The sequence below is a fragment of the Rhizobium rhododendri genome, from assembly GCF_007000325.2.
Taxonomy (GTDB): Bacteria; Pseudomonadota; Alphaproteobacteria; order Rhizobiales; family Rhizobiaceae; genus Rhizobium; species Rhizobium rhododendri.
This window is the reverse complement of sequence record NZ_CP117267.1, coordinates 282,251-308,441: the sequence shown is the minus strand read 5'-3', so window position 1 is coordinate 308,441 and position 26,191 is coordinate 282,251. Positions and strand designations below refer to the sequence as shown.

The window sequence follows — 26,191 nt, the reverse complement described above, 5'->3', positions numbered from 1 at the left end:
GTCAGCCCTCGATCAGGAAGGTTGCTCGCAGACTGCGCTGAGCTTGTTGCCATCGGGATCGCGGACATAGGCGGCGTAGAAGTTGGCGTGGTAGGAGCGCAGGCCGGGGGCACCCTCGTCGCTGCCGCCATGGGCCAGCGCCTGCGCATGGAAGGCATCTACGGCGGCGCGGCTTTCCGCATCCAGCGCAACCATCGAGCCATTGCCGATGCTGGCCGCGCGCCGGTTAAAGGGCATCACCACCCAGAGGCGGCAACGGCTGTCGCCATCGGCAGCATAGCCGATCTCTTCCTCCGAATCCCGCTGGCGCCTGTAGCCGAGGCCCGCCAGAACAGCATCGTAGAAATCGCCGGCGCGATGGATATCGTTGGTTCCGATGGTGACGTAAAGCAGCATCCGCAAAGATTAGCCAGAGAGACTGGCTATTCATAGTGATGCTTTGAATAATTTGGAAACTAGGCTTAATTCGTCTCTTCTTCGATATCCGCCTTGCGACCTTTGAAGCCCTTGGCAAGCAGGAACATCTCGACGGATTCCTGCCTCGACGAGGCCGGCTTGACGTGTACGACCTGCTTGAAGTTCTGCTTGAGCAGCGTCAGCAGGTCACGCTCGGCGCCACCCTGGAAGGTCTTTGCCAGGAAATGGCCGCCTTCAGCCAGCACTTCGATAGCGAAATAGGCAGCGACTTCGCAGAGATGCATGGTGCGCAGGTGGTCGGTGCGATGATGGCCGGTGGTCGGGGCTGCCATGTCGGAGAGAACGATATCCGGCTGGCCGCCAACCGCCTCGATCAGGAGGCGCGGTGCGTGTTCGTCGAGGAAGTCGAGCTGCAGGATCTTGACGCCCGGCAGCTGCGTCATTTCGAGGAAGTCGATCGCAGCGACGCGGATGTCCTCGTCGGTCGAGCCGGTCACCTTGGCAGCGATCTGCGACCAGCTGCCTGGGGCCGCACCGAGGTCGATGATGCGCTGCGCACCCTTGAGGATGTGATGCTTCTCGTCGATCTCCAGCAGCTTGAAGGCGGCTCGGGCGCGATAACCCTCGAGCTGCGCCCGCTGCACGTAGGGATCGTTGATGTGACGATGCAGCCACTGGCGCGACGAGGCTTTCATCTTCTTCTTGGTGACGCGCTGGCCAAGCTTGCGGCCGGTGCGGTTGGCACCTACGGGTGGTTTGGTCATCGATACGACCCCTTCAATTGTTCGGACGATAGCCGCGGCGCGAGCGACCGCGCCGCCAGACCCCGTCATCTGCCATCATGTCGGTGAGCAGGCCTTCACGCAATCCACGATCGGCAACGCGCATGCGCGGGCTCGGCCAACGGCGGCGGATGGCCTCGAGAATGGCGCAGCCGGCCAGGACCAGATCGGCGCGATCTGGCCCGATGCACGGATTGGCAGCGCGACCGGCGAAATCCCAGGAGAGCAGCTTTGCCTGCATTGCCGTCACCTCGTCGTCGGACAGCCAGACGCCGTCGACCTTGCGACGGTCGTAACGCGGCAGATCGAGATGGACGCCGGCGAGCGTCGTCACCGTTCCGGAGGTGCCGATCAGGTGGAAATCCGTGCTGTCGCGCATAGCAAGCGGCGACGGCGGGCAATCGAACTTGTCGAGCATGCCCTCGACTTCGTTGATCATTGCCTCGAAGACGACAGGGCTGACGTCGCGGCCCCCGTGACGCTCCGACAGGGTGACGACGCCGACCGGCAGCGACGTCCAGTGGGTGATGTGGTTGGCAAGGCGGCTGGAGCGGTGATCGTCGATGCGAATGACGGCAATCTCGGACGAGCCACCACCGATGTCGAACAGCACCACGGAGCGGGCTTCCGGGCCGACCAGCGAGGAGCAACCGGAGACGGCAAGGCGCGCTTCTGTCTCCCGGTCGATGATCTCGAGCTCGAGACCGGTTTCCTCGAGAACGCGCGCGAGGAACAGCTCGCCATTTTCGGCGGCGCGGCAGGCTTCCGTGGCAATCAACCGCATCCGGCGGATATCGCGCGCCTTCAGCTTCGCGGCACAGATGCGCAGTGCTTCCACGGCGCGGTCCATGGCATCTGTCGAAAGCCGCCCGCTGGCACCGAGGCCCTCGCCGAGCCTGACAATGCGAGAGAACGCATCGATGACGCGGAACTGCCCGGGACGCGTAGGCTGGGCGATCAGCAGCCGGCAGTTGTTGGTGCCGAGATCCAGCGCCGCATAGAGATCGACCGGCTGCTGGTGGTGGTGATCGATGCTGTCGGCGGCAGGCTTCGGATCGGCATGCGTCTGCGGCTGATGCCGGCCATGAACATGGTGCTGCGCGGCATTGCGGGCATTCGCGGCGCCGTGGGCAGGAGGGACCACATGTGCCGGCTTTTCCTGCGCGAGGGGACGCCCCTGCAAACCGCGCTTGCCACGATGCTTGCGTCGGTTCGCACCGTTTTTGGGAGCCTGAGCCAGCGACGGCCGCTCGGGATGTGCCTCGACAATCGTCATGACATGGATCGTCGCATCGGCCACCGCGACGGTCGTGCGCTCGCCGCCATTGGCACGACGGCGACGCTTCCGCTTGCCATGCGGCTGGGTGCTTTTGTTATCTTTGGGGCGCATGGCGGGATCAGCGGCGCTGATCGGGCCTGGTTCCGCAGGGGAGGCTATTTCGCGCGGAGGTCCGCCACGCTTTCGCCTCGCGCGCCGGGAAGGTTTTTTCCCACGCTCTGCTACCGACGCCCCGCCTGTTTGCGGCTTTGAGCCGCTGTCGGGGTCTTCCACGTGTGTCTTCCATCGCACCGCGCAAGGCCGTAACGGCATGCAGCTGGCACTCATTTGATTTTCGTTGGTGCGAGGATACCAGCATGCGCGGCTTTCGCCAAATTCTTTTTGAATACAGTGCCGGTTGAGCCACCATGCTACCGTCTCATGCGGAAAGCCTGGCCCGCACCTGCTCCGCCGCGATCTTCATACGGTCGGCGTCGGCGTGGCCGATCAGCATGAAGGCGTGTCCTCTGGCCGACCAGTAGACGACATTCATGCCGTGACGGCGTTCCGTTTCAGGTCCTGCGGCAGCGCCTGCAGATTTGACGATACACAGCGCCATCGGGCCGTCCTCCGGGTCGAGATAGGCGATCTGGGCCAGCGGTTCGCCGTCGTATTGCAGCACTTGAGCTCGACGGAAATCGGCACCGGGAAGAGCGATGGCCTCGGGGCTGAGGGAAAGGCCGATCTTCGATCCGACCCGGTCGAGTTCCGCCAGTTGCGCCGCCCTGTCGCCTGCGGGCGCACTCAGCGTATCCGGGCTGTAAAGCGCGACATAGTCGGCGACGACAGCGCGCCATTCGGCGCCCTCGCCCGGCTGGTTCAATCGGCGATCGACACCGATGACGGCACGGTCGATGGCAATGCCGGCAATGACACAGGCGGCTGCCGCGGCGAGGAAACCGCGCCGGCCGATGGCGGCGGTAAATCGATGACTGGCTTTTACGGGTGGAATGGATGCGAGCATGGCCTCCAGCCGGTCGCCCGGCGCTGCGTCCAGAAGCGGCTCGAAGGCAGCGGCATAGGGAAGATCGGCGCGGCTGAGCTGGTCGAAGCGCTCGGCAACCGAAGGATCGGCGCCGATCAGCGCCTCCACCCTTGCAGCCTCGTCGGCGCCGAGTTCACCATCGATGAAGGCGGTCAGCAATTCGTCGGAGAGACCATGATTTCTGTCGCGGGTGCTCATCGCCGTTCCTCGTTCGATCGTCTCTCGCCGTCCGATGGCGCCATGTTCTCCGCGAGTTTGGCCCTTGCGGCGGCCAGCCGGCTCATCACGGTGCCAATGGGCACGTCGAGGACGGTCGCCACCTCGCGGTAGGATAGGCCTTCCACATAGGCCAGAAAGACTGCAGTCCGCTGGGCCTCCGGCAGGTCCTGGACCTTGCGCATGACCTGTACGGCCATGAGATGCGTTTCCGTCTGCGCGGCGCCGTCGAACACGAGGATTTCGTCAGCCTCGACAAAGCCCTGGCCCATCCGGACCCGCCGCGAACGCACCTCGTTCAGCCAGATCGAATGCAGGATCGCGAACAGCCAGCGATCAAGCCTTGTACCGGGATCGTATTGGCCGGCTCGCTCTAGGGCCCGCACGCATGTTGCCTGGACGAGATCGTCGGCGACATCGCGCTGCCTCGAGAGCACGATGGCATAGCGCCAGAGGCGCTTCAGATGCTGCGACAGGCCGGCCCTGATGTCGTCTTCGCTGGCGATGGCATCCTCCGCAGGCAAGGTTGTGCTGCGAGCCGCCGGTTTGGCCGGCGACTGCGCTGTTGTCCGACTATAGGCCGGAACCGTCACCCGCCCATAGGGCGGAAATGTCAAAGGAGCGACTGACAAGCGGATGCCCTTTCGCAGACGCCGTTGATGGTGACCGGCGTGACGATGCCGAGAGGAGGAGATCAGATCTTGGCAGGATGCTCGATGGCCTCATGCAGGTCCTGATACTCTTCGCAGCCGGTGCCGCAGATCGACTGGATGGTGGCCAGCTGGTCCTTGGCGAGATCGACCTGACCCTTGATGACGTAGGCCTCGCCCAGATATTCGCGGACCTTGGCGTATTTCGGATCGAGCTTGACCGACTGCAGGTAGTAGGAAATGCCCTCATCAGTGCGGCCGAGCTTGCGGGTCGCATAGCCGCGATAGTTCAGCACCTCGGCGTTGTTCTGGTCCTTCACGGTATCGAGCATGGCCAGCGCTTCCTCGTAACGGCCTTCCTTGGCCAGCGCATAGGCATAGTCGGCGCGGTCTTCATCGCTGATATTGGCGCCGGACTGCTTGACGCACTTCTTTTCCTTCTTGTCGTAGACTTCGCCCTTCTTGCAGGTCGGCGGCGCGCTCTCGCTGTCGCCGGCGGCAAAGACAGGCACAGTCAGGGTGCCGAGGGTCAGGCAGGCGCCGACCGCGATTGTTGCGAAGCGAATTGCAGTGTTCGTCATGGGAAGGTCTCCTTGGCTGAATTGAACGTTGCGGCAGGAGAACACCCGAGGCCGGTGGATTATTCGACGGCTGAGCAACTATTTCCATGCATCACTCGTTTGCCTGTTCTCACGACCAAGTGATCGCCCCACATCGAATATTTCAACGTACCAAGTGTTGTCGGCAGCAGCGCGCGAACAGCGCCAAAGGAGACAGTTTTTGACAGACCAAGTTAAGCTCGTCGGACTGGCCGTTGCCACGCCCGAGCACGTCATTTTGCAGTCGGAAGCCAAGGAAATGGCCGCCCGACTGTTCTCGGATCGCTACCGCGAATTCAAGCCGCTATCGCGCGTCTTCGACAATGCCGGGATCACCAAGCGGCATTCGGCGAGACCTTTGTCATGGTTCTCCGAACCGCACGCCTGGAAAGACCGGCTCGCCGCCTATGCCGAGGTCGCCAGCGCACTTTTCGTCGAGGCAACCACAAAGGCGCTAGATCACGCTGGTCTGACGGCGGCCGATATCGACTGCATCGTCACCGTATCGTCGACCGGCTTTGCGACGCCAAGCCTCGAGGCGCGGCTGGCCGGCCAGATGGGTTTCCGCGCCGATATCGAGCGCGTTCCCGTTTTCGGGCTGGGTTGTGCTGCCGGTGTCTCGGGCTTTGGCATTGCCACGCGCATGGCCAGGGGCCGGCCCGGGGCGACCGTGCTGTTCGTCGCCATCGAACTCTGTTCGCTGTCGTTCCGGCTGGATGCCCCGACCAAGCCGAATATCATCGCCACCGCGCTGTTCGGCGACGGCGCAGCCGCCTGTATCCTGCGCGCAGGGCCCGGCGGGCTGGCCGAGGTGGAGACGACGGGCGAGCACCTATTTCCGGATACGCTCGGTATCATGGGCTGGCAGATCGACGACGCCGGCTTCGGCATCATCCTCGAGCAGTCGCTGCCGCGATTTGCCGAGGCGGAGGTGGGTCCGGCAATCGCCTCGATCCTGGCGCGCTCGGGGCTGGCACTTTCCGATATCGACCGGTTCATCTGCCATCCCGGCGGCGCCAAGGTCCTGGTCGCGCTGGAAGCGACCTTCGGACTGGAACCGGGATCGCTTGACCACGAGCGCGCCGTCATCGCCGAATATGGAAACATGTCGTCTCCGACCGTGCTTTTCGTGCTCGAACGGGCCATTGCCGCAGGCCTGCCCGAACGCTCGGCGATGGTCGCCATGGGACCGGGCTTCACGGCCAGTTGCGTCACGCTGAAGAGGGTCGCCTGATGTTGCCTGCAATTGCACTCCTGACCTTCGTCACCCTGCAGCGCCTGGCCGAACTGGTGCACGCCAAGCGCAACACCAAGGCGCTGATGGCGAGAGGCGGACGCGAGATCGGGGCGGAGCATTACCCCTATATGGTGGTCATGCACGCGGCCTGGCTGGTTGGCCTGTGGGTCTTCGGCTGGAACCAGCCCATCAACCTGTTCTGGCTGGCCGTCTTTGCCGTTCTGCAGCTGCTACGCGTCTGGATTCTTGCCACCCTTGGCGGGCGATGGACGACGCGGATCATCGTCCTGCCGAATACCCCGAGGATCGTCACGGGACCCTACCGCTTCTTCAGCCATCCGAACTATGTGATCGTCGTCGGCGAGATCGCAGCTCTGCCGCTGGCGTTCGGACTGCCGCTGTTTGCGCTCGTTTTCTCGCTGCTCAACGCGGCGATGCTGACCGTCCGCATCAAGGCCGAGAACAAGGCATTGAAGGACGCGATGCTTTAAGCTTGCACGGTCTCATTTTTTATTTGCAACGCAGCAATTCGACAGGCACTTTCCGGGTTTGAAAATGCTGACCGACCGCAGGGAATTATGACAAAAGACGCAATCGTGCTTGGCGCCGGCATTGTCGGCGTATCGACCGCAATCCACCTGCAGCGCCGCGGCCGGCAGGTGACGCTGATCGACCGCAAGCAGCCCGGCCAGGAAACGAGTTTCGGCAATGCCGGGCTGATCCAGCGCGAAGGTGTCGTTCCCTATGGTTTCCCCCAGCAGTTTGGCCTGCTGCTGAAATATGCGCTGAACAACCGCATCGATGCCCACTATCATCTGCGCGCCCTGCCCGGCCAGCTGGCATTCCTCGCGAAGTACTGGTGGAACTCCAATGCCAAGCGGCATGCATTGATCTCCCGGGCCTATGCGCCGCTGATCGAGAACTCGATCCTCGAACATGCCGACCTGATCCAGGCCTCAGACGCCGAACATCTGATCCGTAAGGATGGCTGGATGGAGATCTTTCGCACCGAGGCCAAGCGCGACGAGGAATTTGCCGAGGCCGCCAAGCTGAAGCGCGAATACGCGGTGGATTTCGAGGCGATGACCCCCGCCGACGTCGCCCGTGCCGAGCCGAACATCATGGGCCAGTTCGTCGGCGGTCTGCGATGGAAGGATCCTTGGTCGGTGCTCGACCCTGCCGGGCTCACCAACGCCTATATGCGCTATTTCGAGAGCCTCGGCGGCCGGTTCGTGCGCGGCGACGCAGCCTCGCTCGGCCAGTCGGGATCGGGCTGGCGGGTGATGACTTCGGAAGGCCCGTTGCAGGCCGACGATGCCGTGTTGGCGCTCGGTCCCTGGGCCGACACCGCGACCTACCGCCTGGGCTACAATTTTCCGCTTGGCGTCAAGCGCGGCTATCACATGCATTATGCGACCGAGGGCAATGCCGTTCTCAACAACTGGACGCTGGACAAGGAGCGCGGCTACTTTCTGGCGCCGATGAACCAGGGCATCAGGCTGACGACAGGCGCCGAATTTGCATCCCGCGATGCGCCGAAGACGCCGGTGCAGCTCGACCGCGCCGAAAAGGTCGCCCGCACAATCTTCCCGCTCGGCGAGCGGCTGGATCCTGAGCCATGGATGGGTGCCCGTCCGTGCACGCCCGACATGATGCCTGTCATCGGCAAGGCACCGCGCCATCAAGGCTTGTGGTTCGGCTTCGGTCATGCGCATCACGGTCTGACGCTTGGCCCGGTCACCGGTCGCGTTCTGGCCGAGATGATCACCGGGGAAGCGCCGTTCATCGATATTTCGGCCTATGGACCGGAGCGCTTTCGGCCCTGAGGGGCGACAATCATGTCCCCGTTGCCCGCAGTCATGGCATGCTCGTTCGCTTTTTCGCACAACTGAAGAATAGTGTTCCTCTCGCCGGGAGAGGAACAGGCGTAAAAGTGCTTCCTGCAATCAGGAGCATGTCATGTCTGTCGCCTCGCCGTCCATCAACGAGACCAAAGCCCCACTGCTGGGAGCGCCGGGGGTAGGATCGCTCGCCGCATTGGTACTGGGCACAGTGCTTCTGGGCTATTTCTACGGCCCGGCCCAAGGTGCGCTGTTCCTCGTCGGTGGAGCACTCGGCATTGCGCTCTACCACGCTGCCTTCGGTTTCACCTCCGCATGGCGGGTGTTTATCGTCGATGGGCGCGGGCGCGGACTGCGGGTGCAGATGATCCTGCTGGCGCTCGCTGTCATCCTGTTCTTTCCATTCCTTGCAAGCGGGTCGCTGTTCGGCCATGAGGTGAAGGGCTCGGTCTCGCCGGCCGGGATCGGCGTCATCGTCGGTGCCTTCATGTTCGGCATCGGCATGCAACTCGGCGGCGGCTGCGCTTCAGGCACGCTGTTTACCGCTGGCGGCGGCAATGCCCGCATGCTGGTCACCCTGTTCTTCTTTGTCGTCGGCTCGGTTCTGGGCACCGTCAACTTCGACTGGTGGTGAGCCTGCCCGCGCTTCCACCGATTTCGCTGGTACAGAGTTTCGGCGCAGTTGGCGGCATTGCGGTCTCGCTCGCCATTTTTGCAGTCATCGCCGGGCTGACGGTTCTGGTGGAAAAGCGCCGGCACGGGGCACTCGAGACCGAGGCGCCAGCCAGGCGTCACGGTCTGCAGCGCCTGCTGCGCGGTCCATGGCCGCTCGTCCTCGGTGCGGTCGCGCTGGCCCTGCTGAATTTCGCGACGCTTTCGATTGCCGGTCGTCCTTGGGGTATCACATCCGCATTCGCGCTCTGGGGCGCCAAGGGCGCAGCGCTCATCGGCATCGATCCGACCGCCTGGACCTACTGGCAGACGCCGGCCAATGCGAAAGCTCTGACGGACAGCGTCTTTGCCGATGTCACCTCGGTGATGGATTTCGGCATCATTGCCGGCGCGATGCTGGCATCGTCGCTTGCCGGGCGGTTTGCGCCGAGCCTCGACATTCCGCTGCGCTCTATCCTTGCGGCTGTCGTCGGCGGGCTTCTGCTCGGCTATGGCGCCCGCATCGCCTACGGATGCAATATCGGCGCCTATTTCTCCGGCATAGCCTCCGGCAGTCTTCACGGCTATCTCTGGGCCGTTGCCGCTTTCGCCGGCAACGTGCTCGGCGTGCGGCTCCGCCCCTACTTCTTCTTCGAGCGCAGAGTGCTGTCGCGGGCAGACGGCTGACCAGTTCTGGTCAGCCGATTGCAGCGAGACCCTTGACTGCCGCAGCGACGATGCCGTCGATGCTGTCGTCGATATCGACGGTGACCACGCCGGGTTCGCCGGTCGGCACTTCCAGCGTCGCCAACTGGCTTTCGAGCAGCGATGTCGGCATGAAGTGGCCCTTGCGCTCGCCCATGCGGGTGTTGAGCAAGGCGCGGGAGCCTTCGAGATAGACGAAGGCAAGCGCGCCGCCGGCTTCGCGCCGCAGGCGGTCGCGATAGGTGCGCTTCAGCGCCGAGCATGTCACGACGATGCCTTCGCCGCGAGCCACGGCTGCGGCGATCTCGGCACCGATCAGGTCGAGCCAGGGCCAGCGATCCTCATCCGTCAAAGGTGTGCCACGGCTCATCTTCTCGACGTTGGCAGACGGATGCAGGGCATCCCCTTCGACGAACTTGAAGACCAGCTTGCCGGCAATTGCCTCGGCAATCGAGGTCTTGCCGCTGCCGCTGACGCCCATGACGACGATAGCCCGGGGGCCGATTGGTTCACTCATTGCATGCGGTCCTGTTACTCGTGTTCAGTCCAGCGGAAAATGGCAGGCAAACCCATGCGCCGCAGCCTGGTCAAGCAGCGGCTCGTTTGTCCGACAGAGATCCTGCGCTTTCCAGCAGCGCGGATTGAAGTGGCAGCCAGTCGGCGGATTGAGCGGCGACGGCAGTTCGCCCTGAAGGCGGATGCGCGTCTTGGCGCGCTCGGGATCGGCAATCGGCGTCGCCGACAGCAGGGCTGCGGTGTAGGGATGACGCGGATGGGCAAAGACATCGGCGGCGCTACCAGTCTCGACCGGGCGGCCGAGATACATGACCATGACATCATCTGCGATGTGGCGCACAACAGACAGGCCGTGCGAGATGAAGAGATAGGCGAGCCCCATTTCCTTCTGCAGGTCCATCAGCAGGTTCAGCACCTGTGCCTGGATCGACAGATCGAGCGCAGAGACCGGCTCGTCGAGAACCAGCACCTTCGGCCGCAGCATCAGCGAGCGGGCAATTGCGATGCGCTGGCGCTGGCCGCCGGAGAACATGTGCGGATAGCGGTCGTAGTGCTCAGGCCGTAGACCGACGCGCTCCATCATCGCCTCCGCCTTGGCGCGGCGGGTGGCTGCATCTTCCGTTGTGTTGATCTTCAGCGGCTCTTCGAGGATCGCCCCGACCTTCTGGCGCGGATTGAGCGAGCCGTAGGGGTTCTGGAAAACAATCTGCACCTGGCTGCGAAGGCTGCGGTCGCCGATACGGGCCGGCTTGCCGTCGATCAGCAGTTCGCCGGCGGTCGGATCCTCGATCATCGTGACCAGGCGTGCGAGCGTCGACTTGCCGCAACCGGATTCGCCGACGACGGCCAGCGTCTTGCCGGAATAGAGGCTGAAGCTGACGCCGTTCAGCGCCTTGACGGTGGCGTCCGGCTTGAACATGCCACGATTGACGGTGTAGTAGCGGGCGAGATCGCGCCCTTCGAGAACGGCGCCGCTCATCGGACGTCTCCTGCAGATACTGCGACACGAACGCCGGGATGGTTGAGCGGAACGCCCTTGACCAGCGGATAATTGCACAGGGCATTGCCGAGATCGGCGCCCTGGCGGACGACCGCGCGATCACATTCGGCGGTCGCGAACGAACAGCGCGGCGCAAACAGACAGGCCGGCGGACGGTCGTGCTGGCCGGGAACGACACCGGCGATAGACGGCAGGCGCTGGCCGACGACGGCCCGTTCCGGAAGTGCCGACAGCAGCGCTGCGGTATAAGGATGATGCGGGTCGCGGAACAGCTCCTTGACCGGCTGCTCCTCGACCTTCTGGCCGGCGTACTGGACCTGAACGCGCTCGGCGGTTTCGGCCACCACACCCATGTCGTGGGTGATGAGTACAAGGGCCATGCCCTTTTCCTGCTGCAAGCGCACGAGCAGATCGAGGATCTGGGCCTGGATGGTGACATCGAGCGCCGTTGTCGGTTCGTCGGCAATCAGAAGCTTCGGATCGCAGGCGAGCGCCATGGCGATCATCACGCGCTGGCTCATGCCGCCCGACATCTGATGCGGGAAGTTCGACAGCCGTTCCTCCGGGGCGGGAATGCCGACCAACTGCAGCAATTCGATGGAGCGGGCGCGCCTTGCCTTGCGATCTAGACCCATGTGGACCCGCAGGGTCTCGCCGATCTGGAAGCCGACCGTGAAGCACGGATTGAGGCTGGACATCGGCTCCTGGAAGATCATCGCCATGTCCTTGCCGATGATGCTGCGGCGCTGGCGACCGGACATGCCGCGCAAGTCGTTGCCGTCAAACATCATGCGATCGGCGGTGATCTTCGCCGTCCATGGGAGCAGGCCCATGACCGCCAGCATCGCCACCGACTTGCCGGAACCAGATTCGCCGACGATCGACAGGATCTCGCCCTTGTCGCAGGTGAGCGACACGCCATCGACAGCGCGGAACACACCGGACGAGGTCTGGAATTCGACGGTCAGATTTTGGATATCGAGAAGGGACATCACGACCTCTTCAATTTTGGATCGAGGGCATCGCGAAGGCCGTCGCCCATCAGGTTGATGGCAAGCACCGTGATCAGGATGGCAAGACCCGGGAAGGTCACCACCCACCAGGCGCGCTGAATGAATTCCCGAGCCTCGGCGAGCATCGTGCCCCACTCCGGTGTCGGCGGCTGGGCGCCCATGCCGAGGAAGCCAAGCGCTGCCGCATCGAGGATCGCCGCCGAAAAGGCGAGCGTCGCCTGGACGATCAGCGGCCCGAGACAGTTCGGAAGGATGGTCTTGAACATCAGCCGCATGGTGCCGGCACCGGCCACCCGCGAGGCGATGACATATTCCTTCTCGCGCTCGGTCATGACAGAGGCACGCGCCAAGCGTACGAAATGCGGCTGGTTGACGAGCGAGATGGCGATCATCGCGTTGACGAGGCCGGGGCCGAGGACCGCCACCAGCACCAGTGCCAGCAGCAGCGACGGAAAGGCCAGGATGATGTCCATCACCCGCATGATGGCGATGTCGAGCCAGCCGCGGAAAAAGCCGGCGATCAGGCCGATGACAACGCCCGTCAGAACAGACAGCGTCACCACCACCAAGCCGATGAACAGCGAGAAGCGGGCGCCGAAGATCAGTCGCGACAGGATGTCACGGCCGACGGCATCGGTGCCGAGCACATGCGACCACTCGCCGCCCGCCATCCAGGCCGGCGGCATCAGCAGCTTCTCGCGGATCTGGTCGCTCGGGCCGTGCGGCGCTACGAATGGCGCGAAGATCGCCAGAAAGAGGACGATAAGGAACACCGCAAGTCCGATGACGGCGCCCTTGTTGCGGGAAAAATAGTACCAGAACTCCGAAAGCGCGGAGGGATGGCCGGTGTTGGTGCTGACCGAGCTCATGCAGCCTCTCCTAGTGACGAATGCGAGGGTTGATGAAACCATAGGTGACATCGACCAGCAGATTGACGAGCATGATGACGCCGGCGATTAGCAGAAGACCGCCCTGGACCACCGCATAATCTCGCTTGAAGACGGAATCGACCATCCATTTGCCGATACCGGGCCATGAGAAGATGCTCTCGGTCAGGATGGCGCCGGCCAGCAGCACGCCGATCTGCAGGCCGATGGTGGTGATGACCGGGATCATGGCGTTGCGCAGCGCATGCACACCGATGACGCGAAACGGCGTCAGGCCCTTGGAACGGGCGGTGCGGACATAGTCCTCGCCGAGCACTTCGAGCATCGCCGAACGCGTCTGGCGGGCGATGACTGCGAGCGGGATGGTGCCGAGCACGACGGTCGGCAGGATCAGATAGCTCATTGCCGACTTGAAGGCGCCGGGCTGGCCGGACAGCAGGCTGTCGATCAGCATGAAACCGGTGACCGGCTTGAAGAAGTACATGAGCGAAATGCGACCGGAAACGGGCGTCCAGTGCAGATAGCCCGAGAAGAAGATGATCAGCAGCAGGCCCCACCAGAAGATCGGCATGGAATAGCCGACCAGCGCCACGCCCATGATCGACTGGTCATACCAGGTGCCACGCTTGACGGCGGCAAACACACCGGCCGGCACGCCAAGACAGATTGCCAGGAGAATGGCGCAGAGCGACAGTTCGAGCGTTGCTGGAAACAGCGTCAGGAACTCGCTGAGCACCGAACGCTTGGTGACGATCGAGGTGCCGAAGTCTCCGTGCAGCAAGTTGCCGAGATAGGAGAAATACTGGATGTACATCGGCCGGTCGAAGCCGAGATCGTGCATGATCTGGGCATGACGGACATCGGACATGACCCGTTCGCCGGACATCAGCATGACGGGATCGCCGGGGAGAAGCCGGATGAAGGAGAACGCGATCAGCGAGACCCCGAGGAAAGTGGGGATCAGAATGGCGATGCGTCCGAGGAGAAAGCGCAGCATGGCGTATATATCCAAAAAATTCACCGGCGATCAGGAGACCTGACCGCCGGATGAAGCCCGGGAACCGGATTTTAGGGTACTATCTTATTCAGCGATATCCACGCCGTCAAAGCGGTGAATGCCGAGCGGGTCCATGAAGTAACCCGTAACCTTCTTGCTGATCGGCGCAAAGGCGATGGAGTGGTCGAGCGTATTCCATGGGGCTTCGCGCTTGAAGACGACCTGCGCCTCTTCGTACAGCTTGGTGCGTTCGGCCTGATCGGAGGTCTGCTTGGCAGCCTTCACCAGCTTGTCGAACTCCTTGTTGCACCACTGAGCGCGATTGTTGCCGCCGACGGCTTCGCAGCCGAGCAGCGTGTCGAGGAAGTTGTCCGGATCGCCATTGTCGCCCGTCCAGCCGAGGATGGCGGCGCCATCACGGGCCTTGTCCTTCGACAGCTTCAGGTATTCGGCCCATTCGTAGGAGACGATTTCGACGGTGACGCCGATCTTGGCAAGATCCGACTGCATCAGTTCAGCTGCACGACGGGCGTTCAGCATGTAGGGACGCGAGACGGGCATGGCCCAGATCTTCATCTTCAGGTCTTTGATGCCTGCAGCCTCGAGGGCCTTCTTGGCAGCTTCCGGATCGTACTTGTCGTCCTTTACGGCGTCGTTGTACGACCACATTGTCGGCGGGATCGGGTTCTTGGCAACGGCAGCAGCACCCTGGAATACGGCGTCGACGATGGCCTGCTTGTTGACGGCCATGTTGAGCGCGCGGCGCACTTCAGGCTTGTCGAACGGGGCAACCATCGTGTTGTAGGCGAGGAACGAGACGTTCAGGCCAGGCTGCTCGAGCACGTTGAGGTTAGGGTCCTTCTTCAGATCAGCCACGTCGGCGGCGTTCGGGTAAGGCATGATATGGCATTCGCCGGCCTTCATCTTCTGGGCGCGAACGGCAGCATCCGTGGTGATGGCGAAGACGAGATCGTCGATCTTTTCCTTGCCATGCCAATAGGTGTCGTTGGCCTTGTAGCGAATGACGGCGTCGGGCTGGTAGGCGACGAAGGTGAACGGACCAGTGCCAAGCGGCTGCTGGTTCAACATTGGCATCTTGCCGTCAGCCTGCAGCTTGTCGGCATATTCCTTCGACAGGATCGATGCGAAGTCCATCGCAAGGTCGGCGAGGAACGGCGCTTCGGGCTTGTTCAGCACGAACTTGACGGTGTGGTCATCGACCTTGTCGATCGACTTGACCAGATCGGGGAAGCCCATGCCGGCGGAATATTCCCAGGATGCGCCTTCGACGTACTTGTTCCAGGGATTGTCAGACTTCAGCTGGCGATTGAACGAGAAAATCACGTCGTCGGCGGTCAGCTCGCGGGTCGGGGTGAAGAAATCCGTGGTCTGGAACTTGACGCCCGGGCGCAGCTTGAAGGTGTATTCCTTGCCATCGGGAGAAATCGTCCAGCTCTCGGCAAGACCCGGCTCGATCTCGGTGCCGCCATGCTTGAACTCGACCAGGCGATTGTAAACCGTCCGCGACGACGCATCGAAGGTCTGACCGCCGGTGTAGAGGCCAGGGTCGAAGCCCTCTGGCGATGCTTCCGAGCAGTATACCAGGGTTTTAGACCAGGCGGACGTTGCCATGACCGAAGCCAGGGCCGTCGCTGCCAAGAGAACAGAGATCTTTTTCATGGTGCCGTTTCCCAAATTTGTTCTTATTCGAAGTTGTGTGTTTGCGGCCATGCAATCCGCAGAGCGTGGCGATGGAACGACATTTGTGAGGCGAAAGCAACATGTCAAAGGCAAAAATTTTCCGGATGGTCAAGTTTAGCAGATGTTTTATTCGCGCCTTCTGCAGACACAACAAAATCTGACTAGTTGCTTTAGACAGGCCGAACAGGCGATTCCGAATTGAAGCGGGCTAAAGTACTTCCAACCAGGCCAAGAACGATGCGCCAGCACGGACTTGTCACAGCCCAACCTAGCCGCATCCGCGATGGCGGAGGCGCTGTCATATCAAACGACGGAGCGACGGAGGAGAGCTTCAGGCTGCCGGGGCGGCGATGGCGATGCGCTTGTTCAGGGCATTGTGATCGCGATCGGTGATGCCGAGCAGGAAGTTGATCTGCGGACGGGCCTTGACGAGATCGTCGATCGAATAATCTGCCAGCACGTCGAAAAAGGCATTGAGCGCCTTGCGCAACGCCGAGTTCAAGCCGCAGCTATCGACCAACGGGCATTCGACAGCGCCGTCCTCGAAGCATTCGGCCATTGCAAAACTATCCTCGGTGACCTTGACGACATCGAAGAGGCTGATCTTGTCGGCAGCACGACCGAGACGCACGCCGCCATTTCGGCCACGCACGGTGTCGATGAGGCCGGCCTTGGTCAACGGCTGCAGGATCTTGAAGAGGAAAAGCTCGGAAACGCCATAGGCCTTGGCGATCTCAGGAATACGGCTGAGGTAGCCCTCGTTGGCAGCGCAGTACATCAGCATGCGAACCGCGTAGTTGGTCTGTTTGGTCAAACGCATGCCAGTCTCCTGAATCAAAGCCTCAGCCAAGTATATAGGACCAACGGTAGTTTTGAACAATTCCAAAAGATGAAATTTTCGTTCACGTTTACTCGTTTTCATCACAGGCTCTCAACGTCAACGGGCTCCCTTGAGGGGAGCCCGTCGATAAGTCGATCACTTGAAGACTTTTACTTCATCGTCGGCATGACGAATTCGGCACCGTCCTTGATGCCGGATGGCCAGCGGGCGGTGATCGTCTTGGTCTTGGTCCAGAACTTGATCGAGTCCGAGCCGTGCTGGTTGAGGTCACCGAAGCTCGATGCCTTCCAGCCGCCGAAGGAGTGGTAGGCAAGCGGCACAGGGATCGGCACGTTGATGCCGATCATGCCGATGTTGATGCGCGAGGCGAAGTCGCGGGCGGCATCGCCGTCGCGGGTATAGATGGCGACGCCGTTGCCGTATTCGTGCTTCATCGGCAGTTCGAGCGCTTCTTCATAGTTCTTGGCGCGAACGACGGAGAGAACAGGTCCGAAGATTTCGGTCTTGTAGATGTCCATGTCCGGCGTAACGTTGTCGAACAGGCAGCCGCCGACGAAATAGCCGTCTTCATAGCCCTGCAGCTTGAAGCCGCGGCCATCGACCACGAGCTTGGCGCCCTCTTCCACACCGCGATCGATCAGGCCGGTGACGCGGGCCTGGGCTTCCTTGGTGACGAGCGGGCCGAGATCGGCCTTTTCATCTGTGTAGGGGCCGATGCGCAGGGCTTCGACCATCGGCGTCAGCTTGGCGATAAGACGGTTGGCGGTTTCCTCGCCAACCGGGACGGCGACCGAGATCGCCATGCAGCGCTCTCCGGCCGAGCCGTAGCCGGCGCCCATCAGGGCGTTCGCAGCCTGGTCGAGATCGGCGTCGGGCATGATGATCATGTGGTTCTTGGCGCCGCCGAAGCACTGCGCCCGCTTGCCGTTCATCGCCGCCGTGCCGTAGACATAGCGGGCAATCGGCGTGGAGCCGACGAAAGAGATGGCGCCGATATCGGGATCGGTGAGGATGGCGTCGACCGCGCCCTTGTCACCGTTGACGACGTTGAGGATGCCGGCCGGCAGACCGGCTTCGATCATCAGTTCGGCCAGACGCATTGGCACGGACGGATCGCGCTCCGAGGGCTTCAGGATGAAGGCGTTGCCACAAGCGATGGCAGGAGCAAACATCCACATCGGGATCATTGCCGGGAAATTGAACGGCGTGATGCCGGCGCCGATGCCGACAGCCTGGCGCATGGAATACATGTCGATGGCCGGACCTGCGCCCTCGGTGAACTCGCCCTTCTGCAGGTGCGGGATGCCGCAGACGAACTCGCAGACTTCCAGGCCACGAATGATGTCGCCCTTGGAATCCTCGATGGTCTTGCCGTGTTCGCGCGACAGCAGCTCGGCCAGTTCGTCCATGTGCTTGTTGAGCAGTTCGACAAACTTGAAGAAGACGCGGGCGCGGCGCTGCGGGTTGGTGGCGGCCCATTTCGGCTGGGCTGCCTTGGCGTTGGCAACGGCGGCGCGCATCTCCTCGACGCTTGCCAGCGCGACGGTCGCCTGGATTTCGCCGGTGGCCGGATTGAAGATATTGCTGGTGCGGCCGCTGGTGCCGGCTACGGCCTTGCCGCCGATGAAATGACCGATCTCGCGCATGGTGCCTCCTACCCTGGTTTCTCTCAGTTTTACGATGGCCGACATTCGCACTTCAATTTGCACAAATCAATGTGCTGCTATAATCAACCGTTGTGCATAAATAGACATAAGGTCGATCATGGACTGGGACGACGTTCGCATGTTTCTCGCCGTCGCCCGGACCGGGCAGATCCTCGCCGCGTCTAAACGGCTCGGCGTCAACCACGCAACGCTCAGCCGCCGGGTGACGACGCTCGAGCAGCGGCTGAAGACGCGGCTGCTGGTGCGCCGGACCAACGGTTGCGAACTGACGGCCGAGGGTGAAATCTTCCTGCATGCTGCGGAAAGGATGGAGGCCGAGATGCTGCGCGCGCAGGCGAGCGTCGGGCACCTCGACAGCACGGTAGCCGGAACGGTGCGTATCGGCGCACCTGACGGCTTCGGCGTATCGTTCCTCGCACCGAGGCTCGGCAAGCTGATCGCCCGGCATCCGGAATTGCGCATCCAGCTGGTCCCCGTGCCGCGCTCGTTCTCGCTCTCGCAGCGTGAAGCCGACATCGCCATCACGCTGGAGCGACCTGAGCAAGGGCGCCTGATATCGGCGAAACTCACCGACTATTCGCTCGGCCTCTATGCCTCGCAGGCCTATCTTGACCGCGCCGGAGTGCCAGGCAGCGTGGACGCCCTGAAATCGCATCTCCGGATCGGCTATGTCGAGGATCTGATTTTCACCGCGTCCCTCGCCTTCACCAACGAGGTGATGCGAAATTGGGATGCGTCATTCGAAATCTCGACAGCTATCGGCCAGACCGAAGCGGTGCGTTCTGGTGCAGGGGTGGGTATCCTCCACGACTATATTGCCCGCCAATATCCGGAATTGATCCAGATCCTGCCGGACGCCAGCATACGCCGGGCCTACTGGACGACCTATCACGAGTCCGCACGCGACCTGATACGCGTCCGGACCGTCGTCGACTATCTTCAGGAACTGGTCACCGACGAAAGAGGCATGTTTCTCTGAGGGGCAGGATCACACCTGCATCGGCGGCTCGTCGTTCTCGTCCGGATTGGGCAGCGGCACCTCGTCCGGCAGGGTGTCGGGCTCTGGCTCGCCGATAGGCGGGACAGGCGTCCATCCCGGGGCCGGCATCGGGGGCTGTTCTTCGGGCTTCAGGGGCTGAGACATTGGTGCTCCTTTCAAAGGTTTGCGGATTGGAAATCAGCGGTCTTGCTGGCGGGTGGTCTCTGCGGCGCGCATCGGCATTCCGTCGATGATCTCGAACAGTTCCTCGCAGGCAACCGGCTCGACCGCACGCAATTTGACGCTGCCGTCCTTGCCGATCAGGATCGCGGCGAAGATGCCGGCTTCAGGCGCTTCCAGTTCTTCCCGGAGACGGTCCGCATCCAACGGGCCGGCATCACCGAAAACCGCATCCGCGTTGTGTTGCGTCACTTTCAGAACGACCAGATCACGTTCCTGCAGTCCCTCCCTGTCGGAGAGCAGCAGGTTTTCCTGCCGGCTGCAGCGCGCGTTGTCGGTGTCCGTAAAAATCACCAGCACACGGCTTTTCCACTGGTAGATATCGAGGCTTGATACGGCGGTGGAACCATCGACTTTTGTGGCGCCGTAGAGAAGTGTCTTGTTCATGTAAATCTCCCGTCATCCATTCAACGGAAATCGGTCGGAGCGGTTCCATGACAAATCCGCAACCTTGCCCGCGACTGAACGTATCGGCGACCGGCAAGAGAAGCGATAACTCCATGTACCGCTGCAGAACGACTGGATCGGTCACTTCGTCTTTGCTAGCGTATAGACGGGGAGCGGCGGCATGCATTCGAAGATAACATTCACGGACGTGGCAAACGACCCCTGCGCCGTCATTGCGCGCTCCACCTGCGGGACAGCGATGTTTTTCGCGTCCTATGCTTTTCTCGCTTGTGCCGATGTCAGCACACTGAAGGCGTTCTGGTTGTCACTCTGCCTCGGCATGGTCGGATGCTTCATTCCTGGCCACAAACCGGACCCTCGGTTTTTGCTCCCGCTTGCCATGATCGCCCTCCCCGCAGCCCGTCTTGCCACACATGCGGTGGGCGGCTGGGCTTGAGGAAGACTTAAGTGCCAGCTCGCTCCAGGACGATGCCTTCGCGCGCCTCGCTGGCGCTGGCACGGATCCTGAGATTACAGGCCAACGCGAACGTGAAACTCAGCATGATGATGGTTTCACCAATTGCCAGCCGATTGTTGGAGTTGCTGAGAAGCGTGATGGCAAAGAATATCTGCACGAGAAGGTAGCCATGGAAGGCCGCCGGGGGAACGAGGCCGAGCTTTGCGGCACGTTGGACCTGAAGCAGCATGACAACAGCCATGAAAGCCAGAAATACGCTACCAACCGCGCCATACCGCACGAGAATTTCCAGATATCCGTTGTGCATGGCGTTGTAGTCGACCGACGTATAGTGGGTCTTGTGCCAGCGCGGTTCCCAGGCGTTTCCGAGGCCGAACAGCGGCGCACTGGCAACAAGTTCCCAGGCGTTCGACCAGAGTTGCAGTCGTTCGTCCATGGCCCTTGGCGTCGTCGCATCATCGATACGGGCCGCCACGGCCTTGCCGATCGGCTCTCCGGCAGCGATGTCCTGATAGAGCCCCGTGGTCGCCATGAAGGTCGGTCCGGCAGTTTTCTCCAGATTGCCCCAGACGAAGTAACCGCCGGCTGCGAGCAACAGCACGAAGCAGCCGATGAAGGCGAGTCCGGCCTTCGAGCGAAACCAGCCGACGATGGACAGGAGCAGCAAGGGGCCGGAGAAGCCGAGCGCCAGCCAGACGCCCTTGGATTTTGCCCCGTAGATGCAGAAGATGCAGAGCATGGCGACAAGCGGCGCGACGATGCTGGCATAGGTCCTCAACTGCCTTGAGACCGTCGGGCATTTGCGACAATGGATAAACCAGAAGCAGGCGGAGATCAGGATGACGCCGCAGCATACCGCTCCGTGGATCTGATTGTGCTGGATCAGCGGCCGCACGGTTTCACCGGCCATGATCGCCCGGTAACGGGTGGTGAACAGCAGGGTGGCAAGGGCAACGCCGAAATAGGTGGCGATCACCTTCTGCATTTGCTGCCAGCCGATGAACATCGCAAAGCCGAGGCTCGGGAACGCCAGCGGCATCGCATACATCAGTTCGCCATCCCCCTGGGGATGGCCCGCTCCCAGAAGATATTGCAGCAGGAAGCGGCCGAGCGCGTAACTGCCCCATCCGACGCAGAGCCATGCCGGCAAACCGACAGCCGGTCTTTCTGCCATTGCGAGATAGCGATACAGGCCGTAGGCGAAAAGAAGAATGCCGCTGTAGCGATAAGCGTCGTTTTCGATCAGCGTCGCGGATGCGGTTACAACCCATAGCAGGACGACAAGCCATTCCGACGCGTTTCGCTTCAGCGCTTCAGATCCCGGCAAACGCACGCCCCCCGCTTAGCCAACAAGACATTTCTTCAGGAAATGCAGCCATGAATCGTTGCGGCGGATCGTCAGCCGCGGCAGCCCGAAAGGATCGTCGCACTTGCGAGCCCGCCGGCGCCAGGTCGTCGTCGCAACGCTGTAACCGGCTTCTATCGCCAGTTGGCGATGCAGGGAACGCTCGTCGCCGTAGGGAAAGCAGAAGGAGGAGACTTCGTCGTCGATCGTATCCTCCAGCGCAACCCGCGACAGGAAAATCTGGTTCCATGCATCCTCGGCCGACAGGTCCGGCAGGCGGGCGTGATCCATCGTGTGGGAGCCGATCTCGTTGCCGAGGGCCGTCCATTCGCGCAATTGTGCGAGGTTCATGCAGGCCGACGGCGGGACGCCCAGCGGAATATCCCATTCGTTGCGGCCACCGATCTGATTGGCGACGACGAAATTCGTCGCTGTAAATCCGCAGTCGCGCAGCACCGGCAAGGCATTTTCATGAACGTTGGCATAGCTGTCGTCGAAGGTGATGGCGACGACCTTGCCCTTCTTCTTGCCGTTGACGTAGGGAAGCGCCTCGCGCAGCGACAGGCCCTGGAAACCAAACCGTTTCAGCAAATGCATCTGCCGCCGGAAATCATCCGGATGCACGGCCATGCTCCGAAACGGTATCCGACGCGACGGGGGAACGGCGATCTGGTGGTAGGTGAGGATGGGAACGGACAATCCTGATCCTCAGACGAAGTATCGCGAACGAAATGCCACCTTGGCCCGGTACAGCGGACGCATGACCTCGCGGGTCAGTTTATCGGCGAAGGTGCTGTGGCGCTTCATGCTTGTGCCTCCGAGGGTCGACGATATCTCGCGAACGCCACCCGGCAGCACCGTAAGCGGTGACAGATGCAAAAGCCACTCCATCTGAACCATCGTGTCGACAGGCCGATCGAATATCTCGGTGGCCTGCAGAAGGCGGATCGCGGCGCCACGGCTGACCAGCTGGGCAACCATGCCGAGGCCGATGACCTGCGGGCGGATGACGCGGGCGGCATCCTGCGCAAACACTTCCTCGCCGCTCTCGCGGTTGTCCCGGAACGGAAAGCGCACGAATGCGCCCGGCGTCAGGCAGGCGCTGGCAGCCGCAAAAGCTGCCGGGAAATCTGCAGTCAGCTCGACATCGTCCTCGATGACAAAGCCCGCATCCAGCCCCTGCTCGACGATGGCCGCCCAGGCTTTCCGATGGGACAGGAAGCAGGCGATCTCGGAGTTGCTCAACTGGAAGGGATAGGCCGGCTTATGCAGATTGCGGTGGTAGACGCGCTCCCTGTCGGCCTGGCTGAGAGCGAGGCCATCGACGGCCTCGATGACTTCGGCCGGCACCGGCAAGGTTTCCACAAGCCGCTCGACCTGGCCCGCACGCTGCTTTGCGCGGCCAAGGTGGACGATGAATGCCTTGATCGTCTGCGGCCTTGCGGATGGCTCCACCTTCAAGGACAGGCTGGTTTCGACGCTCGTCGCACGCTTCTGCAGGCCCAGGGTCTGCGGCCGCTCCAGATGATAGGCGTTGTGCATCGATACGTCCTCGGTTTCGTGGCCATGGACGGTCTAGAAGACGGATCTGATCGATGCCTTAGGTGAAAGTGAAGCCAAACTGAAGAGCGGCGGCAACCTCGTCGGCGATCAAGGGCCGATCAGCGTGAGCCGGCCTTCGGCAACGTGGTTTGCCACCCAACTCCGCTCGCCGTCCCAGCTGTGGCGCTTCCATCCCTCCCAGCTGAAACCGCAGAGCTTTATGTCCCACCGGTCGGCGGGAAACTGCTGCAGACAATGGTAAAGTCCGAAAAAGCCGGTGCTCGGGAATATCCGATGCATGTCGGCCTCGGACAGGCCAAGCTCTGTGCACCCGGCCTTGTAGAACTGCGGCGGCATGATGCGGATCTCTTTTCCAGCCGACCCGACGCGCTCGATCGTCTGCTGCGTCCAGTCAGACCTGCGGCCCTTCAGCCACGACAATATATTTGGCTTCGGATGATAGGTGCGCAGGATCGCAGGATGATAGACCAGCAGGACGGTCTTAGCCGCCTGGAATGTCGGACTGGTATAGAAGGCCGAATCGCGGAGGCGCCGCTGCATCGGCTTGCTGGACGTCGCCAGCATCAAGAGGTCGGTCCTCGTTCCGCTCATGCCGATGGAGAGTTTCGGCTCGTTGAAGCGCAAGACGAAATCGGCCGCATCGACGACAGGCGAGAGGTCGGCCGGCAATTCTCCGTTGCCGACGATGATGGCCGTTTTGCGCGACAACGTCTGGTTTCCAGTTTGCAAGAGCGCGCGTGACTAGCAAGCGTCGATGATATGAAACTGATGGCTGCAGCTGCTCGGAGGCTGTTCACGCAGGTGCGGGCAGGCGGACACGGACGCTGAGGCCGTATCCCCAGCTGGGCGTCGACAGATCGATGGTGACAGCCAGGCGGGTCGCCACGTCTGCCACGATCGCCAGACCCAGTCCCGATCCCTGCTCCTGCGGTGAGTCCACCCTGTAAAACCGCTGGAAAACCGCCGACCTCTGGTCTGCCGGGATGCCTGGACCGGTGTCGTCGATGGACAGCAGCCATGCCTCGCCATCCGGCATGATCGTCACCTCGACCTTACCATCCTCCGGCGTATATTTCAGCGCATTGTCGAGCAGGTTGCTGATCATCAGCTGCAGCAGGGATTCGTCCGTCAGCACCTCGGCGTCTTCGCTGCCCTGCAGGGAAAGGTCGAGCCGCTTGGCGGTGATGCGGCTGCCGAAACCGGCCGCGATGGACGCCACAAGGTGGTAGAGCGGAACCGCATCGAGCTTGAGCGGGTGATGGCTGACCCGCGCCAGTCGCAGAAGCTGTTCGATCAGGTGCATCGCCCGATTGTTGCTTTCGACCAGATCCGCGACGATCGCATCCCTCTCACGACCCGCCTCCGTGTCACGCAGCATCTGCAGCAGCAGCTTGACGCCTGCCTGCGGTGTGCGCAACTCATGCGCCACGAGATCCGAAAACCGCCGCTCCAGGGTGAGCGAGTGGCCTAGCTTGTCGAGTAGTTGATTGATCGAGGTGCCGAGCGGCATCAGGTCCAGCGGCAAGCCCTCGACGGGGATGGCCGAGAGGTCGTCGGGCGAGCGCAGGCGGATCTGCCGAACGAAGTCGCTCATCGGGGCAAGCCCCCGGTTGATGCCGAGCCAGATCAGGAAGGCGATGATCGGCAGCAGAACAAAGAGCGGAAACACCAGGTTGCGCAGGATATTCGATATCAGCCTGTCGCGCAGCGCGATCTTCTCGCCGACCTCCATGGCAATCGTCGTATTGGGAATGGGCAAGGCATACACCCGCCAGCGCTCGCCCTTGTAATTTATCGTATGAAATCCGGCCTTCTGCTCGGGCATGTCGGCCTGGAAGGCGGTGCTGCTGAAAACCTGGATTTTCCCGTCTTTCCAGGCGCGAACCATATGCGCGTCGGCGTAGTCGTCGGCGTCCTGATTGAAGGACAGCTGGTTGTCCATCTTGAAGTCGATATCGTCGATCCTGCGGGGCGGATCGTCCGTCTGGCGCAACAGCGGCCGTTGCAGCAATCCCCACAGGACATTGGCCTCGTTGATCAGCTGGGCATCATAAATATTGTCGATTTCGTGCCGGGCGCTCTTGAACGCCAGCAATCCGATCACGCTGATGGCAATGACGATGACCGGAATGATGCGCAGATAGAGTTTGCTGGTGAGCGTTGCCCGGGTCATCGCTCGATCATGTATCCGACACCGCGGATCGACTTGATGAATTCCGATCCCAGCTTCTTGCGCAGATTGTAGATCGTCACCTCGGTGGTGTTGCTCTCCACAGCGTTCTGGGCGTCGTAGAGCGCATACTCGATATCGTTCTTCGTGACGTAGCGGCCGCTGCGTTCCATCAGCAGCTTGAGCAGATGGAATTCCTTGGCCGTCAGCGGCACCGACTGCCCGTTGCGGCGGGCCACCATTGCGGCGGGATCGACCTCGACCTCGCCACACCGGATTGTCGTCTCGACGCGCCCCTCGCGGCGGCGGATCAGGGCGCGCAAACGGGCCAGCAGCTCGTCGAGATCGAAAGGCTTGACCATGTAGTCGTCCGCGCCCTGGTCGAGGCCGTCGACCTTCTGGAGAACGCTGTCGAGCGCGGTCAGCAGCAGGACGGGCACATCGTTCCCCTGCTTGCGCAACGCCTTGAGGACGCCGATGCCATTCAGCTTCGGCAGGTTGAGGTCCAGCACGATGGCTGCAAACTCCGACGACTCGGCCGCCGCAAGCCCCGCCTCGCCGTCCCGCAGCCAGTCGATGCCATAGGCATGCTTCTCCATGGCCTTCTTCAACGATGAGCCAAGGATATGGTCGTCCTCGATAAGCAGGATACGCATGAAAACCTTCACCGGGCTTGAAAACTGGACTGGAGACGCCAACATCCCCAATCCGCATCTGCGCCCAGTTTAAGACCGAATAGCGTCAACGCCAGCAGGCAAAGCGTGGTTTGTGAGGTTTTTTTGGTAGTTGGGTATTGCGCCGTATGATCAGGCATCAACCCACTACGGGCGTCCGTCCATTGACTAAACGAAGCGTCATAAAGAAAATGGAAATAATGGTACGGTTGGGTGGAATCGAACCACCGACCTCAGGATCCACAAACCTGCGCTCTAACCAACTGAGCTACAACCGCACATGCCGCGTCTGGACGCAACTCGGGTGAAATACTGGGAGTTCAGTTTTTTTT

27 protein-coding genes, 1 tRNA gene and 1 pseudogene are annotated in these 26,191 nt (G+C 61.8%); 6 read left to right on the top strand and 23 right to left on the bottom strand.

Annotation, left to right across the window (positions count from 1 at the left end; all coding sequences use genetic code 11):
• Window positions 1-12: 12 nt before the first annotated feature.
• The 6 genes from PR018_RS01505 to PR018_RS01480 form a co-directional block, all read right to left on the bottom strand.
• Entirely contained in the window at window positions 13-396 is a 384-nt protein-coding gene (locus PR018_RS01505) for a VOC family protein (RefSeq protein WP_111217509.1), read from the bottom strand.
• Between the two features lie 65 nt (window positions 397-461).
• Window positions 462-1,181: an RlmE family RNA methyltransferase gene (locus PR018_RS01500; RefSeq protein WP_142824076.1), complete on the bottom strand. Its 720-nt coding sequence runs from the start codon at window positions 1,179-1,181 to the stop codon at window positions 462-464.
• Window positions 1,182-1,194: 13 nt separating this feature from the next.
• Complete coding sequence (locus PR018_RS01495; RefSeq protein WP_142824075.1) at window positions 1,195-2,751, bottom strand: Ppx/GppA phosphatase family protein; 1,557 nt, start codon at window positions 2,749-2,751, stop codon at window positions 1,195-1,197.
• Between the two features lie 145 nt (window positions 2,752-2,896).
• Window positions 2,897-3,700: an anti-sigma factor family protein gene (locus PR018_RS01490; RefSeq protein WP_142824074.1), complete on the bottom strand. Its 804-nt coding sequence runs from the start codon at window positions 3,698-3,700 to the stop codon at window positions 2,897-2,899.
• Window positions 3,697-4,350: an RNA polymerase sigma factor gene (locus PR018_RS01485; RefSeq protein ID WP_224128232.1), complete on the bottom strand. Its 654-nt coding sequence runs from the start codon at window positions 4,348-4,350 to the stop codon at window positions 3,697-3,699. The genes PR018_RS01490 and PR018_RS01485 overlap by 4 nt, the downstream gene beginning before the upstream one ends.
• Window positions 4,351-4,412: 62 nt before the next feature.
• Window positions 4,413-4,949: a tetratricopeptide repeat protein gene (locus PR018_RS01480; protein ID WP_142824073.1), complete on the bottom strand. Its 537-nt coding sequence runs from the start codon at window positions 4,947-4,949 to the stop codon at window positions 4,413-4,415.
• A gap of 157 nt (window positions 4,950-5,106) precedes the next feature.
• Between PR018_RS01480 and PR018_RS01475 the strand changes: the two genes are divergently transcribed.
• The 4 genes and pseudogenes from PR018_RS01475 to PR018_RS01460 all read left to right on the top strand — a co-directional run bounded on the left by PR018_RS01475 (window position 5,107) and on the right by PR018_RS01460 (window position 9,383).
• Window positions 5,107-6,201 carry a type III polyketide synthase gene (locus PR018_RS01475; protein WP_257625665.1) on the top strand — a complete coding sequence of 365 codons (1,095 nt, stop codon included), beginning with the start codon at window positions 5,107-5,109 and terminating at the stop codon, window positions 6,199-6,201.
• The gene (locus PR018_RS01470; RefSeq protein ID WP_142824455.1) at window positions 6,198-6,695 is read left to right on the top strand and encodes an isoprenylcysteine carboxyl methyltransferase family protein; all 498 of its coding nucleotides are present in this window, start codon (window positions 6,198-6,200) and stop codon (window positions 6,693-6,695) included. The genes PR018_RS01475 and PR018_RS01470 overlap by 4 nt, the downstream gene beginning before the upstream one ends.
• An 87-nt stretch (window positions 6,696-6,782) precedes the next feature.
• Window positions 6,783-8,030: an NAD(P)/FAD-dependent oxidoreductase gene (locus PR018_RS01465; protein WP_142824071.1), complete on the top strand. Its 1,248-nt coding sequence runs from the start codon at window positions 6,783-6,785 to the stop codon at window positions 8,028-8,030.
• A gap of 133 nt (window positions 8,031-8,163) precedes the next feature.
• Window positions 8,164-9,383 (top strand): annotated as a pseudogene (locus PR018_RS01460) (YeeE/YedE family protein).
• Window positions 9,384-9,393: 10 nt separating this feature from the next.
• On the opposite strand, the gene PR018_RS01455 reads toward PR018_RS01460, so the two are convergent.
• The 8 genes from PR018_RS01455 to PR018_RS01420 form a co-directional block, all read right to left on the bottom strand.
• Window positions 9,394-9,918, bottom strand: a complete 525-nt coding sequence (locus tag PR018_RS01455) for a gluconokinase (protein WP_142824070.1) — start codon at window positions 9,916-9,918, stop codon at window positions 9,394-9,396.
• A gap of 24 nt (window positions 9,919-9,942) precedes the next feature.
• Window positions 9,943-10,896, bottom strand: a complete 954-nt coding sequence (locus tag PR018_RS01450; protein ID WP_142824069.1) for a peptide ABC transporter ATP-binding protein — start codon at window positions 10,894-10,896, stop codon at window positions 9,943-9,945.
• The gene (locus tag PR018_RS01445) at window positions 10,893-11,909 is read right to left on the bottom strand and encodes an ABC transporter ATP-binding protein (RefSeq protein ID WP_142824068.1); all 1,017 of its coding nucleotides are present in this window, start codon (window positions 11,907-11,909) and stop codon (window positions 10,893-10,895) included. Before PR018_RS01445 ends, PR018_RS01450 begins: the two co-directional genes overlap by 4 nt.
• Entirely contained in the window at window positions 11,909-12,799 is an 891-nt protein-coding gene (locus tag PR018_RS01440) for an ABC transporter permease subunit (protein WP_142824067.1), read from the bottom strand. The genes PR018_RS01445 and PR018_RS01440 overlap by 1 nt, the downstream gene beginning before the upstream one ends.
• Window positions 12,800-12,809: 10 nt before the next feature.
• Window positions 12,810-13,814 carry an ABC transporter permease subunit gene (locus PR018_RS01435; RefSeq protein WP_142824066.1) on the bottom strand — a complete coding sequence of 335 codons (1,005 nt, stop codon included), beginning with the start codon at window positions 13,812-13,814 and terminating at the stop codon, window positions 12,810-12,812.
• An 84-nt stretch (window positions 13,815-13,898) separates the two neighbouring features.
• Window positions 13,899-15,494 (bottom strand): ABC transporter substrate-binding protein, encoded by a 1,596-nt coding sequence (locus PR018_RS01430; protein WP_142824065.1) that lies wholly within the window; start codon window positions 15,492-15,494, stop codon window positions 13,899-13,901.
• Window positions 15,495-15,846: 352 nt separating this feature from the next.
• Window positions 15,847-16,335, bottom strand: a complete 489-nt coding sequence (gene rirA, locus PR018_RS01425) for an iron-responsive transcriptional regulator RirA (RefSeq protein ID WP_142824064.1) — start codon at window positions 16,333-16,335, stop codon at window positions 15,847-15,849.
• A 170-nt stretch (window positions 16,336-16,505) separates the two neighbouring features.
• The gene (locus PR018_RS01420; protein WP_142824063.1) at window positions 16,506-18,002 is read right to left on the bottom strand and encodes a CoA-acylating methylmalonate-semialdehyde dehydrogenase; all 1,497 of its coding nucleotides are present in this window, start codon (window positions 18,000-18,002) and stop codon (window positions 16,506-16,508) included.
• Window positions 18,003-18,120: 118 nt separating this feature from the next.
• On the opposite strand from PR018_RS01420, the gene PR018_RS01415 reads away from it, so the two are divergent.
• Entirely contained in the window at window positions 18,121-19,002 is an 882-nt protein-coding gene (locus PR018_RS01415) for a LysR family transcriptional regulator (protein ID WP_142824062.1), read from the top strand.
• A 9-nt stretch (window positions 19,003-19,011) separates the two neighbouring features.
• Here the strand turns inward: PR018_RS01415 and PR018_RS01410 are convergent, their stop codons facing one another.
• Both PR018_RS01410 and PR018_RS01405 read right to left on the bottom strand, forming a co-directional pair.
• Entirely contained in the window at window positions 19,012-19,167 is a 156-nt protein-coding gene (locus PR018_RS01410; protein ID WP_162854765.1) for a hypothetical protein, read from the bottom strand.
• A gap of 33 nt (window positions 19,168-19,200) precedes the next feature.
• Window positions 19,201-19,629 carry a DUF4174 domain-containing protein gene (locus tag PR018_RS01405; RefSeq protein WP_142824061.1) on the bottom strand — a complete coding sequence of 143 codons (429 nt, stop codon included), beginning with the start codon at window positions 19,627-19,629 and terminating at the stop codon, window positions 19,201-19,203.
• Between the two features lie 181 nt (window positions 19,630-19,810).
• Here PR018_RS01405 and PR018_RS01400 point away from each other — a divergent pair, with 181 nt between their 5' ends.
• Window positions 19,811-20,086, top strand: a complete 276-nt coding sequence (locus PR018_RS01400; RefSeq protein ID WP_142829232.1) for a hypothetical protein — start codon at window positions 19,811-19,813, stop codon at window positions 20,084-20,086.
• A 7-nt stretch (window positions 20,087-20,093) separates the two neighbouring features.
• Here PR018_RS01400 and PR018_RS01395 read toward each other — a convergent pair whose 3' ends face one another.
• From PR018_RS01395 to PR018_RS01365, 7 genes are all read right to left on the bottom strand, one after another.
• A complete protein-coding gene (locus PR018_RS01395) occupies window positions 20,094-21,434 on the bottom strand; it encodes an O-antigen ligase family protein (protein ID WP_142824059.1) in 1,341 nt (446 codons plus the stop codon).
• Between the two features lie 15 nt (window positions 21,435-21,449).
• The gene (locus PR018_RS01390) at window positions 21,450-22,151 is read right to left on the bottom strand and encodes a polysaccharide deacetylase family protein (protein ID WP_142824058.1); all 702 of its coding nucleotides are present in this window, start codon (window positions 22,149-22,151) and stop codon (window positions 21,450-21,452) included.
• Window positions 22,152-22,160: 9 nt separating this feature from the next.
• Window positions 22,161-22,994: a glycosyltransferase family 25 protein gene (locus PR018_RS01385; protein ID WP_142824057.1), complete on the bottom strand. Its 834-nt coding sequence runs from the start codon at window positions 22,992-22,994 to the stop codon at window positions 22,161-22,163.
• 108 nt (window positions 22,995-23,102) lie between these two features.
• Window positions 23,103-23,723, bottom strand: coding sequence for a glycosyltransferase family 29 protein (locus PR018_RS01380; protein ID WP_142824056.1), 621 nt, complete (start codon window positions 23,721-23,723; stop codon window positions 23,103-23,105).
• 85 nt (window positions 23,724-23,808) lie between these two features.
• On the bottom strand, window positions 23,809-25,188 hold the full coding sequence (locus PR018_RS01375) for a sensor histidine kinase (protein ID WP_142824055.1): 1,380 nt from the start codon (window positions 25,186-25,188) through the stop codon (window positions 23,809-23,811).
• A complete protein-coding gene (locus tag PR018_RS01370; RefSeq protein ID WP_142824054.1) occupies window positions 25,185-25,841 on the bottom strand; it encodes a response regulator in 657 nt (218 codons plus the stop codon). The genes PR018_RS01375 and PR018_RS01370 overlap by 4 nt, the downstream gene beginning before the upstream one ends.
• A 219-nt stretch (window positions 25,842-26,060) precedes the next feature.
• Window positions 26,061-26,137 (bottom strand) — tRNA-His (locus PR018_RS01365).
• Window positions 26,138-26,191 lie beyond the last annotated feature (54 nt).